The organism is Janthinobacterium sp. PLB04 (assembly GCF_021165895.1).
GTDB lineage: Bacteria > Pseudomonadota > Gammaproteobacteria > Burkholderiales > Burkholderiaceae_D > Janthinobacterium > Janthinobacterium lividum.
This window is the reverse complement of record NZ_CP088968.1, coordinates 2,881,692-2,895,959: the sequence shown is the minus strand read 5'-3', so window position 1 is coordinate 2,895,959 and position 14,268 is coordinate 2,881,692. Positions and strand designations below refer to the sequence as shown.

The window sequence follows — 14,268 nt, the reverse complement described above, 5'->3', positions numbered from 1 at the left end:
ATCAACGACGAGGTACATGGCGCCTACCAGACCCTCGCTGCCAATATTGCTGAAATAATACGAAGTTTCCAAGGCGAAATCAATAATTGCGTAACAATTTTCACTACGGCAAGATTAGCCCCATTTATTTGCCAAATTGGCCGCAACACCGCTTGTCGCGGGCCTGTACCGTAGACATCGCTTGATCTTTAATGGTATTGTTTAAGCTTGGCAAATATTGCCTCCGAGATACACGCCGCGTCCCCGCGCGGCCCGTTTCCGGATTTGCGCGCAGCGCCCACGATGGCGCCCCAAAACTGCTTTCCCACATACAATCCCATGCTCAAAAAAATGTTCGCCGCGGTGCTGATGACGCTTTCGACAGCGGCCATCGCCGTGCCCTTCGGTTCCCAGTCGATACTGGTGGTCGAAGACGGCACAGGCAAAGTCTTGCTTGAAAAAAATTCCAACGTGGTGGTGCCCATCGCCTCGCTGACCAAACTCATGACGGCCATGGTCGTGCTCGACTCCAAAGCGAATATGCAGGAAGAGATCAGCATCGACCGTGAGGATGTCGATACCTTGAAACACAGCACCTCGCGCGTGCCCGTGGGCGCCACACTAAGCCGTCATGACGTGCTGCAACTGGCGCTGATGTCGTCCGACAACCGCGCCGCCGCCTCGCTGGCGCGCACTTTCCCCGGCGGCCCCACCGCATTTGCCGTGGCCGTCAACGCCAAGATCAAGGCCCTAGGCATGCGCCAGACCGTGATCGAAGAACCGACGGGCTTGTCGCCGAACAACCAGTCGACGGCAGCAGACCTCGTCAAGATGGCCGTGGCCGCCTCGCGCTACCCGGAAATCAGCCGCATCACGACGGATTCGAAGGACGTGATCCAGATCAAGGGCCGCGACGTGGAATACCACAACACGAACCGCCTGGTGGGTGCCAAGGGCTGGGATATCGGCCTGTCGAAAACGGGCTACACGAATGAAGCGGGCCGTTGCCTGATCATGCGCATCAAGTCGGCCGGCAAGTTCGCCACCATGATCCTGCTCAACGCGCGCGCCAATTCCGTGCGCGCCATGGACGCCGTCAACATCCGCCGCATGCTGGCGGCCGAAAACGGCATCGAAGAACCGAAAGTGATGCGCGCCTCGGTCAGCCGGCACAAGAAGGCGCCGGCGAAGCCAAGTAAACGCCGCCGCGCCCGCTAATTACTTCGCTTGCCGGTTGGTCATTACCACGCCGGCAATCGTCACCGCGCCGCCCACCAGCATCGAGACGAGCACGGGCTCGCCCAGCAGCACCGCCGCCAGCACGATGCCGAACACGGGCACGAGGTTGTTGAAGACGGCCGTGCGCGACGGGCCCAGCGCCTTCACGCCCTCGTAATACCAGACAAAGCCGATCACCGTGCCGAACACGCCCAGGTAGCCGATGGCGGCCCACACTTGCCAGCCAAAGCTGTGCCATGGCACGCTCGGAAATTCCACGGCCGCCCCCACCAGCAAAAAGGCCAGGCCCCACATCGACGCATACGTGGTGGCGGCAATCGGGCTCAAGCCCTTCAGCGCGACCCGGCCGATCAGGGTATAGGCGGCCCAGCTGGAAATGCCGCAGAACATGAACACCTCGCCCATGCCGATGCCGCCGCCCGTGCCGTGCAGCACGCCGGCGAGATCGCCGCGCGTGATGACGATGGCCGTGCCGCAAAACGCCAGCATGATGCCCAGCCACTTGAAGGAACCGAGCCGTTCGCGGAACAGCATGGCCGAGGCCAGCGCCGTGACGATGGGATTCAGGGCCACGAACAGGGCCGTGCGCCCCGCCGGCATGCGCGACAGGGCCGCCAGGAAGCACAGGTTGTATAAAAAGATGCCCGTCAGGCCCAGCGCGGCCGTCGTTGCCAGCTGCTTGCGGTCCAGGCGCGGCAAGCCCCCTTCCAGTTTCCATGCCAGCATGACCAGCAACAGCACGGCCACGCCGAAGCGCCCGCTGGCGGCCGTCATGGGCGGCATCTGCTGCGCCAGCACGCGCCCCGCGATGAAGGTGCCGCCCCAGAACAGGGCGACAAAGATCAGTTTGATGTAGACGAGCGGCGATTGCACGGAAGGCAAGGCGGCTGATGGTATGGCGGAAGAAGACATGAAATATCCTGTATGGCCGCTTGCGCGGCGGGTGGTGTCCATATATATTAATACTAATATTAACTCATGAAATAATGAGTAAATACTCATAACTCAACAAAACCACACCATGACCTTCACGCAACTGGAAATTTTTACCCTGGTGGCCGAATTGCACGGCTTTTCCGCCGCCGCCGCGCAGCTGGGCATCAGCCAGTCGGCCGTCTCGCACGCCTTGAAGGCGCTGGAAAAGGAGATGGGCGTGGATCTGATCGTGCGCCACCAGGCGTCGGCCGAACTGACGGACGTGGGCCGCCAGCTGCTCGTGCGCGCGCGCGAAATCCTCGGCTTGTCGGAGGCCATGCGCCAGGAAGCGGCCGACGTGCTGGGCCAGCGCCAGGGCACCTTGCGCATCGGCTCCTTCGGTCCCACGTCATCGCTGAACCTGCTGCCGGCCATCACGGCCCAGTTCCGCCTGCGCTATCCGGGCATCGACTTGCGCATCGACGAGGGTGCAGACCATGAAGTGGTGCAGTGGATACGCGAACGCAGGGTCGATGTCGGCTTCGTCGTGCTGCCCGACGAGCGCTTCGATACGGCACCGCTGGTGGAAGACCAGATGATGGCGCTGGTGCCGCGCAGCCATGCGCTGGCCGGCGAAACCGCCATCACCCTGGCCCAATTGTGCGAAGGGCCGTTCATCATGTCCGAGGCGGGCTGCGCCTGCCTGATCGAACCGCTGTTCGCCAACACGGGCTTGCAGCCGAACGTGCCCTACCGCATCAGCCAGGTGATCACCATCCTCGACATGGTCAGCCGCGGCGACGGCCTGTCCATCGTGGCCGAACTGGCCCTGCCGCAGCGCCTGCGGGAGCAATATCCGGAACTGGTCGCCCTGCCGCTCAATCCGCCCGTCAGCCGCAAGGTGGGCCTGGCCGTGCGCGACCGGCGCCAGAACACGCCCGCCACCAACGCCTTTTTTGAGGTGGCCAGGCAGATGGCGCCGACCCTGGCGCCCCGGCGCGCCTAGAACGTCTCCCACTCCTCGCTGCGCTCCGGCCTGACGGCCGCCGCCTTTGCCGGAGTGCTGGCGAGGCGCGGCGCCATCGCTGCGCGCACCACGGGCCGAACGGGTTGCCGCTGCTGCGGCGGCGCCTGCCCCTCATCGAGCTTGAACACGCCCACCACCTGCGCCAGCGTGCTGGCCTGGTCTTGCAGGCTTTCCGCCGCAGCCGCAGCCTCTTCCACCAGCGCCGCGTTCTGCTGCGTCACCTGGTCCATCTGCGCGATGGCCTGGTTGACCTGCTCGATGCCCGAACTCTGCTCGGCGCTGGCGGCCGTGATCTCGCCCATGATGTCGGTTACGCGGCGCACGCTGTCGACGATTTCCTGCATCGTCGCGCCAGCCTCGTCGACGAGGCGCGCGCCCGAATCGACCTTGCCCACCGAATCGTCGATCAGCAGCTTGATTTCCTTCGCCGCGCCGGCGGAGCGTTGCGCCAGGCTGCGCACCTCCGTCGCCACCACGGCAAAACCGCGTCCCTGCTCTCCCGCGCGCGCCGCCTCCACGGCCGCGTTGAGCGCGAGGATATTCGTCTGGAAGGCGATGCCGTCGATGACGCTGATGATGTCGACGATCTTCTTCGACGAATCGTTGATCGAGGCCATGGTATCGACCACCTGCGCCACCACTTGCCCGCCCTTGCTGGCCACGCCGGACGCCGATTGCGCCATCTGGTTGGCCTGGCGCGCATTGTCCGCATTCTGTTTCACGGTGCTGGTCAGCTCTTCCATCGAGGCGGCCGTTTCTTCCAGCGAACTGGCTTGCTGTTCCGTGCGCGACGACAGGTCCTGGTTGCCGGCGGCGATTTCCGACGAGGAAACCTTGACAGATTCGCTGGCCGTGCGGATTTTCACGAGAACGGCGGCGATCTTGTCGATGAAGCGGTTGAAGGCGCCGGCGATCTGCGCCAGTTCATCCACGCCGGAAGCGTCGAGGCGGCGCGTCAAATCGCCTTCGCCCGAAGCGATGTCGTCGAGCGCGTCGCGCACCAGCTCCAGGCGCTTGAGCATTTTGAAGACCAGCAGCGACAGCAGCAGCGCCGCCAGCCCGGTCAGCAGCGCGGCAGTGACGGTGGCCGTCGTCAGCATCGTCTGCAAGGCTTGCATGGCTTCCTGCTGGTCGAGCACCACGGCCAGCAGCCAGTCGGTACCCGCCACGCGCGTGACGTACAGCATGCCGTCGCGCTCATCGAGGCGCACGGCCTCGCTCGTGCGCGTGCTTTCCAGGCGGTTGACCTGCGCGGCCGACAGCGCCGCATCGAGTTTTGCCACCGGCTGCAGGCTCAGGTCCTTGTTCGCATGGGCGATGATGGTGCCGCTCTGGTCGACAAGGAAGGCAAAACTGTGCGGGGTCGGCTTGATCGCCACCACGTTGGCGATCACCGTATCGAGCAGCACGTCCGCGCCCGCCACGCCCAGCAGCGCCTCTTTCGGGCCGACGGGCGCCGTAAACGACACCACCAGCTTGTGGCTGGCCGCGTCCACGTATGGCGGCGTCAGCATCGGCACGCCCGCCTTGACGGTGTCCGTGTACCAGGCGCGCGCCGTGGGATCGAAATCGGCCGGGCGGCCCGGATGGGTAAACACGGAACGCTTGTCCGCATAGCCGATGAACACTTCCGCAAAATCGCCGGCCTTTTCCGCGATCTGGAAGGCGCGCAGCGGATCGGGCGTCTCGGCGGACATGACAACGGATGCCATGACCTTTTTCTTGCCATCGACCCATTGCGCCAGCACGGCCGACTGGCTTTGCAGCAGTTGCTGCATCTGCTGATCCGACGACGCCAGCATGCTGCTGCGCGTCGTCACGTAATTGGCAACCGACAAGGCCAGCATGGACAGTACGACAATGGCCACGCAAATGAGCACCAGCCGCGTGCGAAGGGAAGACAACATGATGGACTCCTCGTTTCGATTTTAATGGCGTGAAACAGTGCTGTTGCACCGCTTTCTCTACGCAAGCATTTTCACACAAAAATCGGAACAATTTTCATCAATATTCGGAATACAACACATATATTTCCGTACGGAAACCTATCGAACCCTGTCAACCTACCCGCGGATCAGCCCCCTCAAGCCGCTGGCCCGCTGCGTGCGGCGCAGGATCGCGTCGAACAGCACGGCCTGCGTGGGCGAGACGAGGGTAAAGAAGTCGCGTGCGCGCGTGATGCCCGTGTAGACCAGTTCGCGTGCCAGCATGGCGCCGCCTTCCTGCGGCAGCACCAGCACCGTGTGGCGAAATTCCGAGCCCTGCGATTTGTGCACCGTCATGGCGAACGCCGTCTCCACGTGGCGCAGGCGCGTGGCCAGCACGCTGCGCACGTTCTCGCCCTCCAAAAAATACACGCGCAGGGAGCCGGGCCGCGCAGGATCGCGCAAGGTCAAGCCGATATCGCCATTGAACACGCCGGTGCCGTAGTCGTTGCGCGTGACCATCACGGGACGGCCCACATACCATTCGGTGCGGCGTATCAAGCCATCCTTTTCCAGCCGCAGTTCGATGGCCGTGTTCAGGCCCGCCACACCCCACTCGCCTTCGCGCACGGCGCACAGGATGCGGAACGATTCAAAACTGTGCAGCACGGCGCGCACCCAGTCGTCATGCTGCGCGTAGCCTTCGCCGCCGGCATTCACCAGCGCCAGGTAAGGCTGATAGCCGCCCGGTGCGTCGGCGCGTCCGCGCAAGGCCAGGCGCAGCACGTCTTCCTGCTGCGCCGGCACGCTCCACGCCAGCTGGCCGCCGCTGTCGCCGGCGAAGCACGCTTTGGCCAGATCGGGCCTGCCGCCATTCACGGCCAGCGCCAGCTCGCCGATCGGACCGCTGAAGCGGTGGCTGTGGCGCAGCATCACCGTCTGCTGCGCCAGCGCGCCGGCGGCACCGGCAAAATCAGCGGGTATGGCCACGCCGCTGGCCGCCTGCGCATACGCGATGGTGGCGTCCGTGTAGCCGCCCGCCTGCGCATCGTGGCACAAGTCGCCCAGCACGGCGCCCGCTTCCACGGACGCCAGTTGGTCCTTGTCGCCGAGCAGTATCAGGATCGCCTTGGACGGCAAGGCATCGAGCACGCTGGCCATCATCTCCAAGTGCACCATCGACGCTTCATCGACGATCAGCACATCGACGTCGAGCGGATTGCCCGCGTGATGCGCAAAGGCGCGCGTCTCGGGCCGCGCCCCCAGCAAACTATGCAGGGTGCGGGCCGCCCCCATGCGCCGCGCCAGTTCCTGCAGGGGCAAGGCATCGCCCGCCTTCGCCGCCAAGCCTTCCAGCGCCTTGTCGATCGACTGTTTCAGGCGAGCGGCCGCCTTGCCCGTGGGCGCGGCCAGTGCGATGCGCAGCTGCTCCGGCTGCGGCGAGACGGCAAACAGCAAGGTCAAAAGGCTCGCCACCGTGTACGTCTTGCCCGTCCCCGGCCCGCCCGTGATGATGGCCACCTTGCCGCGCAGGGCGATCGCGCACGCCACTTTTTGCCAGTCCGGGCCACCATCCTGCGCGGGCTGGTCGAACAGGATGTCGAGCCATTGCCGCACCTGTGCCAGCGGGGGATTAGTCAAATCCTGCGCGCGGAGGGCGATTTTCTCGCCCACCAGGCTTTCGTCGCGCCAGTAGCGGCGCAGATACAAACGGTCGCCATCGAGCACCAGCGGCTGGCGCGCATCGGCCGCACCGACCTGCCACACTTGCGGCGCGCCGGCCAGCAGCGCGCGCCAGCCATCGACGCTGTCCGGCAGCGGACCGGAGACGGCCAGCACGGCATGCCACAGCTCCTCGCTCCAGCCCAGCAACTGCGACGGTTCGCTGGCCAGCTCAAACAGCATCAAACAACTGTGCCCCCGTCCTTCCAACTCGGACAGCACCACGCACGCCACGGCCACGGCGGGCGCATGCGGCGCATTCTCGTCCAGGCTGGCGATGAAGCGGGCAAAGGCGGCGCTCAGGCGGCGCAGATGGCCATCCTCGGCGACGCCGTCGACATGGGCAAACAAGGCGTTCATCTGTGCGTCATGCTGCATGGTGTTCCGTTTCTTCTAACAGTTGATCGAGGCCGTCCAGCAATTCCAGTTGCGGCGCCAGCCAGTAGCAGCCATGTGTATCCGCATTCGCTATGCCGCGCAAGAACAGGAAGATGGCGCCGCCCAGGTGCTCAGCCGCATCATAGGCATCACCGAGCCGGCTTTTCAGCAGGCGGTGCAGGGCCAGCATGTAGATGGCGCCCTGGATATCGTAGCGGTGCTGCGCCATGCCGGCCGCCAGCGCCTGCGTGTGGTAGGCACCGTCGTTGGCGCCCAGCGCATTCGACTTGTAGTCAAGCACCCAGTAGCGACCATCCCGTTCGATGACCAGGTCGGCAAAGCCTTTCAGCATGCCATGCAGCTGGCGCCGCGGCAGCACGGGACGCGGCGCACCATCGAGCAGCAAGCGCGTGCACAGCTGATCGAGCGCCCCCGTGGACAAATGCTCGCTGGGGAACCAGAACTCCATCTCGGACAGGGTGCTATCGAGCTGCGACAGCGACGCATCGAGCAGCGGCAACGGCGTGAGGGCGATTTCCCTGAGCCAGGCGATGGCGTCTTCCTGGCGATGGCCCCAGCCGGCCCGCTCGCAGCGCGCGGCCAGGCGCGTGTCGAAGTGCGCCTCGTGGACGCTGTCAAAACCTTCGCTGCCCATCCACTCGAGCTGCTCGTGCAGGAAATTGCCGGGCACGGAGCCACGTGGGAAGCGGTGCCATGGCGCGTCGCCCATGTGCATCGGCGAAGTCACGGCGACAGCCGTGCCATCTTCCAGCAGGGTTTCCTCCAGCGCCCGTTGCGGCACGTGTGCGGCCGCCACGGCGCCGATCTGGCGCGTCAGCGACGTAAAGCTGCCCACCGACCAGTCGCGCTCGAACTCGCCCACGAACACGGGCGCGGGACGCAGCTCGGGGCGCCGCTCGACCCGGTCCAGCACCGTGCAGGCATCGGGCTGCGCCAAAGAAGCCACGTAGATGGCGTCGCAGTCACCCGCCACCTGCTGCCAGCGCAACAGCAATTGCTCCGCCGGCAGCTTGTCGCCGCCCGTCAGCAGGTAGCCGAGCGCCGATTCGTGCAAGGTGTTCTCGCCCGCCTTGCGCGCCGCCTGGGCGGCCACGCCCAGCCACAGGAAGTGGCGCGCGCGCGTCAGCGCCACGTACAGCAGGCGCAAGTCTTCCTCGATGCGCGCCTCTTCGACCGCCGCCATGGCCTCGTCGGACAAGGACAGGTCGAGGCGACGTTCGCCATCCTCGCCCGCATAATCGAAGAAGCTGCGGTTGCGTTTATCCACCTTGCGCGCCGTCACGGCAAACGGTAAATAGACCAGCGGGTATTCGAGTCCCTTGGATTTGTGCACGGTGATGACCTTGACCAGCTCCGCATCGCTTTCCAGGCGCAGCACGCGCTCGTCGCCGCCCTCGCCTTCGCCGGCGATCTGCTCGGCCAGCCAGCGTATCAGCGCCTGCTCGCCATCGAGCTGGCGGCTGGCCGATTGCAGCAGTTCAGCCAGGTGCAGCAGATTCGTCAGCCGCCGCTCCCCGCCCGTCTGCTGCAGCAGCATGGCGGGCAATTGCAGCTCGTGGATGAAGCGGCGCAGCATGGCCAGCACTCCCTGGCGCTGCCAGATCAGGTGCAAGGCCTTCAACTGCTCGACCCTGCGTTCCCATTCCAGTTCATCGCTGGACAGGCGCGCCAGCTCGCCCAGCGACAGGCCGATGGTGCGCGTGGCAAAGGCGGCGCGCGCCAGTCCCCCGTCGAGGGGATTGGCCAGCGCCGCCAGCCAGCGCAGCACATCTTGCGCTTCCTCGCTGTCGACGACGGAATCCTTGTCGGACAGGTACACGCTGGCGACCCGGCGGCGCGCCAGCGCGCGGCGGATGGCCGCCGCTTCCTTGCGGTCGCGCACGAGGATGGCGATATCGGCCGGCTGCAGGCGCGTAAAACCGTCGGGGCCATCGAAGCCCGCCTGCGGGTCGCCCAGCATGGCGACGATGTGTTCGGCGCAGTGCTGCGCGAAATACTCGCGGTAGCTGTCGCCGCGCAGCCCTTCATCGCTGGCGCAGGCGGCCAGCAGGGCCGGCAGCGGGCCGCTGGCGTTCACCAGGTATTCGGCGCGGCCCTTGGCATCGACGGCTTCGAACGGCAGCGGGTTCTCGCCATTTTTCCGGTAGCGGAAGGCACCAAGCGGCACTTCGGCGCGCTCGGCGTGCAGGAACAGCTGGTTGACGGCCGCGACCAGCGGCGCCGTCGAACGGTAGTTGGTGCCCAGCTGGTAATGGCGTCCCGTCGTCGCGCGCCGCGCCGCCAGGTAGCTCTGGATGTCGGCGCCGCGAAAGCCGTAGATCGACTGTTTCGGGTCGCCGATCAGGAACAGGCCCAGGGCCGGATCGTTGTCGGCAATGCGGTACAGCAGATTGAAAATCTGGTACTGGGCGGGCGCCGTATCCTGGAATTCATCGACCATGGCCAGCGGATACTGGTCGATGATGCGCTGGCGCAGGGCCGTGCCATTTTCGCCGGCCAGCGCGTCGTGCAGGCGCTGCAGCATGTCGGCAAAGCCGAACTGGCGCGACTGGCGTTTTAACTGGTCCATGCGCCGCGCGATGGCCGCCGCCGCATGCAGGTGCAGCTTGTGCGCCAGCGGCGTGAGGCCGGCCAGGGCGATGCCCAGCCCTTCCGTATGCTCGAAGCACTCGGGCACCTGCGCCGTGAAATTCTTGGCAAACGCATCCTCGATGCCGAACGGCGTCAATCTCTCCCACGCCTTGGCCGTGATGGCCGGCTGCAGCAGCAGCGGGTCTTGCGCCCAGCGGCGCAAGCCATCGAACCACTTCGCCAGGTTCTCCGGCTTCATCTTGACGCCGTTAAAACACTTGGGATTGGCGGCGCGGTGGTCGTTGATCCAGGCGGCCATCTGGTCCACGCGCTCGACCCATCCCGCCTTCAGGGTGGCCAGCTGCGCGGCCAGCGCCCGCTGTTCGCGCGCGATCAGCGCGGACAACGGTTCCTCGTCCGCCATGCCCATGATGTCCGCGCGGCGCGCCAGCTCGCGCGCGCCCTTCTTCAGCGCCCCCACGTCGGGCCAGCAGGCCAGCAGCACGTCGAGCGCCTGCGGCGGCAAGGGATAGACTTGCTGGCGCCAGTAATCGTGGGACGCATCCTCGAACAGGGCTTGCTCGTCGCTGACCAGTTCTTCGTCGAACAGGCTGCCGCTGTCGAACGCGTGCTCGCGCAGCATGCGCTGGCACCAGGCGTCGATGGTGAAAATGGCCGCTTCATCCATCGTCTCGGCGGCCAGCATCAGCCGGTGCGCGGCCTTTTGCCGTTCGCTCTCGTCCGGATAGGATTCGAGCAAGGCGTCGAGAAAGGGGTCGCTGCCGCCGGACTCGTGGCGGAAATAGGCGGCCGCCTCGATCAGGCGCTCGCGCACGCGGTTCGACAATTCGCGCGTGGCGGCACGGGTAAACGTCATCACGAGGATGTCGGCCGGCAGCAGGGGACGCGTAAAACGGCTGTCGTCGTCGCCATGCCCCAGCACGAGCCGCACGTACAGCGCGGCGATGGTCCAGGTCTTGCCCGTGCCGGCCGACGCTTCGATCAGGCGCGAGCCGTGCAGCGGGAACGCCAGGGGGTTGAGCAGATGGCTCGTCATGGTTCTTCTCCCGCGCCGTCTGCGGGCGCGCTGATAGGGTCGATCGTGATGTGTTCCTGCAGCCAGTCGGCCAGCGGGCCATACAGCTCGCGCGTGCAGTCTTCCCAGGCTTCTTCCGCAGCCAATGCGGAAAACTCGGGCCACAGGCGCGCCAGGCACAGTTCTTCGCGCTCGCCGGAGACTTCAAAGCCGCCGTCGTAGACGGCGCGCGGGTCGCCCTGCTGCACCAGCGCGAGGCCCGTCTTGCACGCCGTCGGCAGCGGATGGTTCATGCCTTCGCGCCACAGCGCCAGCAAGGTGCCCAGCGCATCGCGCGACGTAGCCGGATCGAGCGGCGCCATGCTGACGATGGCGTCGCGCGCCACCAGGTAGCCGGTGACGGGGAAACCGAGGGCGGCGGCGGCCAGCTGGCGCAGCCACATCAGCATCAGCTTGTCGCCGCGCGCCAGGCCGCCCTTGTCCGTCACCTTCGAGGAAATCTGCATCAGCCAGGCAGTGTCCTGGCCGTTGCTGCACAATTTGTCGAGCCAGTCGTCGATCTGCAGCTCGCCAAACGGCAAGTTGATGGCGCGCTTCTCGGCCGCGTACGGGAACGAGGCGCGCAGGGACAGCCACGCGCTGCGCACGGGCACCAGCGCCTCGACCAATTGCGCCTGCACTTGCCGGCCGATCAGACCGATGGGCAGCACGCCTTCGCGCGCCAGCTTTTCCGCGCGCGCTTCCAGGCTGGCGCGCACGTCATCGAGCGCTTCGACGGCGCCGCCGTCGTCCAGCATGGTGTCTTCCAGCAGATAGCGCTCGAGCGCATTCAGGCCGAACGGCTCTTCATCCTCGCCCAGCATGGCCGCATCGGCGAAATACACGCTCAAGCGGCGGCGGAAAAAGTATTTGACGGGCTGGCGCAAAAAGCTGGCAAGCTCGCTCAGTTTCAAACGCATTCCGGGATCGAGCTCGTAAGGGCCAAGCGCCAGTTCCTCGGCCTGCGCATCCGCATCCGCATGCGCCACGCGCCATTCGCGCGCGTAGGTCAGCAAGCCATCGGCCTCGAAATAGCGGCGGCTGAACGGCTGCAGCGCATGCTCGGTGGTCAGCGATACAAGGTGCCGGTCCAGCGACCAGCCGGCGGCCAGGTAATCGCGCAGCTGCGACACCAGCACGGACGGCGGCTGCTCGGAATTGTCGCGCACATTGCGCCCCACCCAGCTCACGTACAGCTTGTCGCGCGCGGCCAGCAAGGCTTCGAGCATCAGATAGCGGTCATCGTCGCGGCGCGAGCGGTCGCCCGGGCGCGCCATGCCGGGCAGCGCCAGCAAGTCGAAATCGGCCTTCTGCGCGCGGCGCGGGAAATCGCCATCGTTCATGCCCAGCAGGCAGACGACGCGGAACGGCACGGCGCGCATCGGCATCAGGGTGCAAAACGTGACGCCGCCGGAGACGAATTGATGGTTCAGGGTCGGCTCGTCCAGCGCGCCCAGCCACGCCACGCGCAGCACGGACAGCGGTACCTGCTCGACAAAGCCCGCGTGCTCGCAGGTTTCCAGCCAGCCCTGCAAGGCGCCTTCCAGCTGCGCCAGGGTCAAACGGTCGCCCTCGTCGTCGGCGTCGAAAAAGGCGGCCAGCAGCGCACGCGCCTGCACGCCCCACTCGGCTGGCGTGCAGGCGCCCGCCAGCACGGTGCGCCAGTGCAGCAGCGCCTCGACCAGCTGCGCCAAGGACCCCGCCAGCGCCGCATCGAGGCCGCCCACTTCCGCATACGGCTCGATGCCGCCAAAGCTGGCGCCACTGCCGCTGGCATAGCCGAGCAGCATGCGCCGCACGCCGAAGATCCACGCATTCTGCTCGCCGGCCGCACCCAGTCCCAGGCCGGCGCGGTGTTCCTGGTCCAGGCCCCAGCGCACGCCGGCCCCTTCGATCCACGCGCCCAGGGTGGCCAGGTCGTCCGGCTGCAGGCCAAAGCGGGCGGCAAGCGCCGGCACGTCGAGCAAATCGCGCACCTCGCTCTGGCGGCAGCGCTGCTGCGGCAACTGCAGCAGCCACTCGAGCGCGACGAGCAGCGGATTGACGCTGCGGTCCTTCACGTCGCCGATCTCGAACGGGATGAAGCGCTCGTCATTGCGCCGGTACTGGCCGAAGACGGCGTGGATGGCAGCCGTGAAGGTGTCGATGTCGGGCACCATCACCACCACGTCGCGCGGGCGCAAGCCCGTCTGGGCGCTGTGCGCGAACATGGCCAGCAGCTGGTCGTGCAGCACTTCCACTTCGCGCTGCACGCTGTGCGCCACGTGGAATTCGATCGAGCGGTCGCCTGGCTCGGGCGGCACCTGCTCATGCTCGGCCAGCGGGCGCAGTTCGCGGATGGCCACCTGCACCTGCTGCAGCAGGGTCTCGCCCGTTTCCTCGCCAAACAGGTCGATGCGCAGGCTGTCGTCGCGCCCCTCGGCTTGCGCGTGTTCGTCGAATTCGTCGAGCATGCGGATGAAATCGCGCCCTTGCCTGCCCCAGCTGGCCAGCAACGGGTGGCTGTGCGCATGCAGTTCTTCCAGCGGAATTTGCGCCAGGTCGGTGCCGTTGCGCTGCCGCTGACGCTTGTTTTGCGCGCGCAGCAAGTCGCGCCCGTCGATGATGTCGCCCCAGTAAAACTGGCACGGATTGGGCACGGCCAGCACCACCTGCGTGTGGCGCGCCAGCGCGGCCAGCGCCTGCAAGGTCTGGTACGGCAAGGCCGACACGCCAAACAGCACGACACGGCGCGGCAGCTTGCCGGCAGGCGCATCGCCGGCGGCGATGGCTGCCAGGAAGGCCTCGTGGATGTCGGCGCGGCCCGTGTCGCGCTCGAACGCCTCGACGTCGGCCGCCACGGCGCGCCACAACTGCGCCTGCCAGCGCTGGTCTTCCTTCAATGCGATGGATACACCGCGCGCCGTGCGCAACTGGTCGCTACCCGCCGCCCAATCGGCCAGCCAGTCGGCGCGGTAGACCTGGTACTGGTCGAACAAATCGGCCAGCCGCTCGGCCAGCTGCAGCCGGCGCTCGCTATCGCCATCGGCAAGGAAGTAGCGCAGCGGCGCGAAGACCGGGTCGGCCAGCAAGGACGGCAACAGGCGCATCAAACGCCACGTCAGCGGGGACTTGTCGAACGGCGACACGCGCGGGACGCGCTCGCGCCCCAGCATGCCCCGGTAGCTTTCCCACAGCAGGCGCGCCGGCAGCGCGATGCGCGTGGCGGCGCACACGCCCATCTCCTCGGCCAGGGCGATCTTCAGCCACTCGGCCACGCCATTTGACTGCACCAGGAAGATATCCGTTTCCAGGGGCGCCAGCGGATGCTGGCGCAGCCACTGGAAGACAGCGGCGCGCAGCTGTTCCAGCTGGTTGCCATGCAGGATGAGGAGGCCGGGCGTGACGGGAGTATGCATGCTGATCCGATGGGTTGC

7 protein-coding genes are annotated in these 14,268 nt (G+C 66.2%); 2 read left to right on the top strand and 5 right to left on the bottom strand.

Annotated features, from left to right (window positions below; translation table 11 throughout):
• The first annotated feature begins 318 nt into the window (after nucleotides 1-318).
• Nucleotides 319-1,197 carry a serine hydrolase gene (locus LSO07_RS12855; RefSeq protein ID WP_034778183.1) on the top strand — a complete coding sequence of 293 codons (879 nt, stop codon included), beginning with the start codon at nucleotides 319-321 and terminating at the stop codon, nucleotides 1,195-1,197.
• Here LSO07_RS12855 and LSO07_RS12850 read toward each other — a convergent pair whose 3' ends face one another.
• Nucleotides 1,198-2,130 (bottom strand): DMT family transporter, encoded by a 933-nt coding sequence (locus LSO07_RS12850; RefSeq protein WP_151094627.1) that lies wholly within the window; start codon nucleotides 2,128-2,130, stop codon nucleotides 1,198-1,200.
• A gap of 109 nt (nucleotides 2,131-2,239) precedes the next feature.
• Here LSO07_RS12850 and LSO07_RS12845 point away from each other — a divergent pair, with 109 nt between their 5' ends.
• Complete coding sequence (locus tag LSO07_RS12845; protein WP_151094625.1) at nucleotides 2,240-3,139, top strand: LysR family transcriptional regulator; 900 nt, start codon at nucleotides 2,240-2,242, stop codon at nucleotides 3,137-3,139.
• Here LSO07_RS12845 and LSO07_RS12840 read toward each other — a convergent pair.
• From LSO07_RS12840 to recC, 4 genes are all read right to left on the bottom strand, one after another.
• A complete protein-coding gene (locus tag LSO07_RS12840) occupies nucleotides 3,136-5,067 on the bottom strand; it encodes a methyl-accepting chemotaxis protein (RefSeq protein WP_151094623.1) in 1,932 nt (643 codons plus the stop codon). The genes LSO07_RS12845 and LSO07_RS12840 overlap by 4 nt on opposite strands.
• 156 nt (nucleotides 5,068-5,223) lie before the next feature.
• A complete protein-coding gene (gene recD, locus LSO07_RS12835; RefSeq protein ID WP_151094621.1) occupies nucleotides 5,224-7,185 on the bottom strand; it encodes an exodeoxyribonuclease V subunit alpha in 1,962 nt (653 codons plus the stop codon).
• A complete protein-coding gene (gene recB / locus LSO07_RS12830; RefSeq protein WP_151094619.1) occupies nucleotides 7,175-10,834 on the bottom strand; it encodes an exodeoxyribonuclease V subunit beta in 3,660 nt (1,219 codons plus the stop codon). Before recB ends, recD begins: the two co-directional genes overlap by 11 nt.
• Complete coding sequence (gene recC / locus LSO07_RS12825) at nucleotides 10,831-14,250, bottom strand: exodeoxyribonuclease V subunit gamma (RefSeq protein ID WP_151094614.1); 3,420 nt, start codon at nucleotides 14,248-14,250, stop codon at nucleotides 10,831-10,833. The genes recB and recC overlap by 4 nt, the downstream gene beginning before the upstream one ends.
• Between the last annotated feature and the right edge of the window lie 18 nt (nucleotides 14,251-14,268).

Coding starts and splice junctions, on each gene's coding strand:
- LSO07_RS12855 (WP_034778183.1), top strand. CDS start 319: ATGCTCAAAAAAATGTTCGCCGCGGTGCTGATGACGCTTTCGACAGCG.
- LSO07_RS12850 (WP_151094627.1), bottom strand. CDS start 2,130: ATGTCTTCTTCCGCCATACCATCAGCCGCCTTGCCTTCCGTGCAATCG.
- LSO07_RS12845 (WP_151094625.1), top strand. CDS start 2,240: ATGACCTTCACGCAACTGGAAATTTTTACCCTGGTGGCCGAATTGCAC.
- LSO07_RS12840 (WP_151094623.1), bottom strand. CDS start 5,067: ATGTTGTCTTCCCTTCGCACGCGGCTGGTGCTCATTTGCGTGGCCATT.
- recD (WP_151094621.1), bottom strand. CDS start 7,185: ATGCAGCATGACGCACAGATGAACGCCTTGTTTGCCCATGTCGACGGC.
- recB (WP_151094619.1), bottom strand. CDS start 10,834: ATGACGAGCCATCTGCTCAACCCCCTGGCGTTCCCGCTGCACGGCTCG.
- recC (WP_151094614.1), bottom strand. CDS start 14,250: ATGCATACTCCCGTCACGCCCGGCCTCCTCATCCTGCATGGCAACCAG.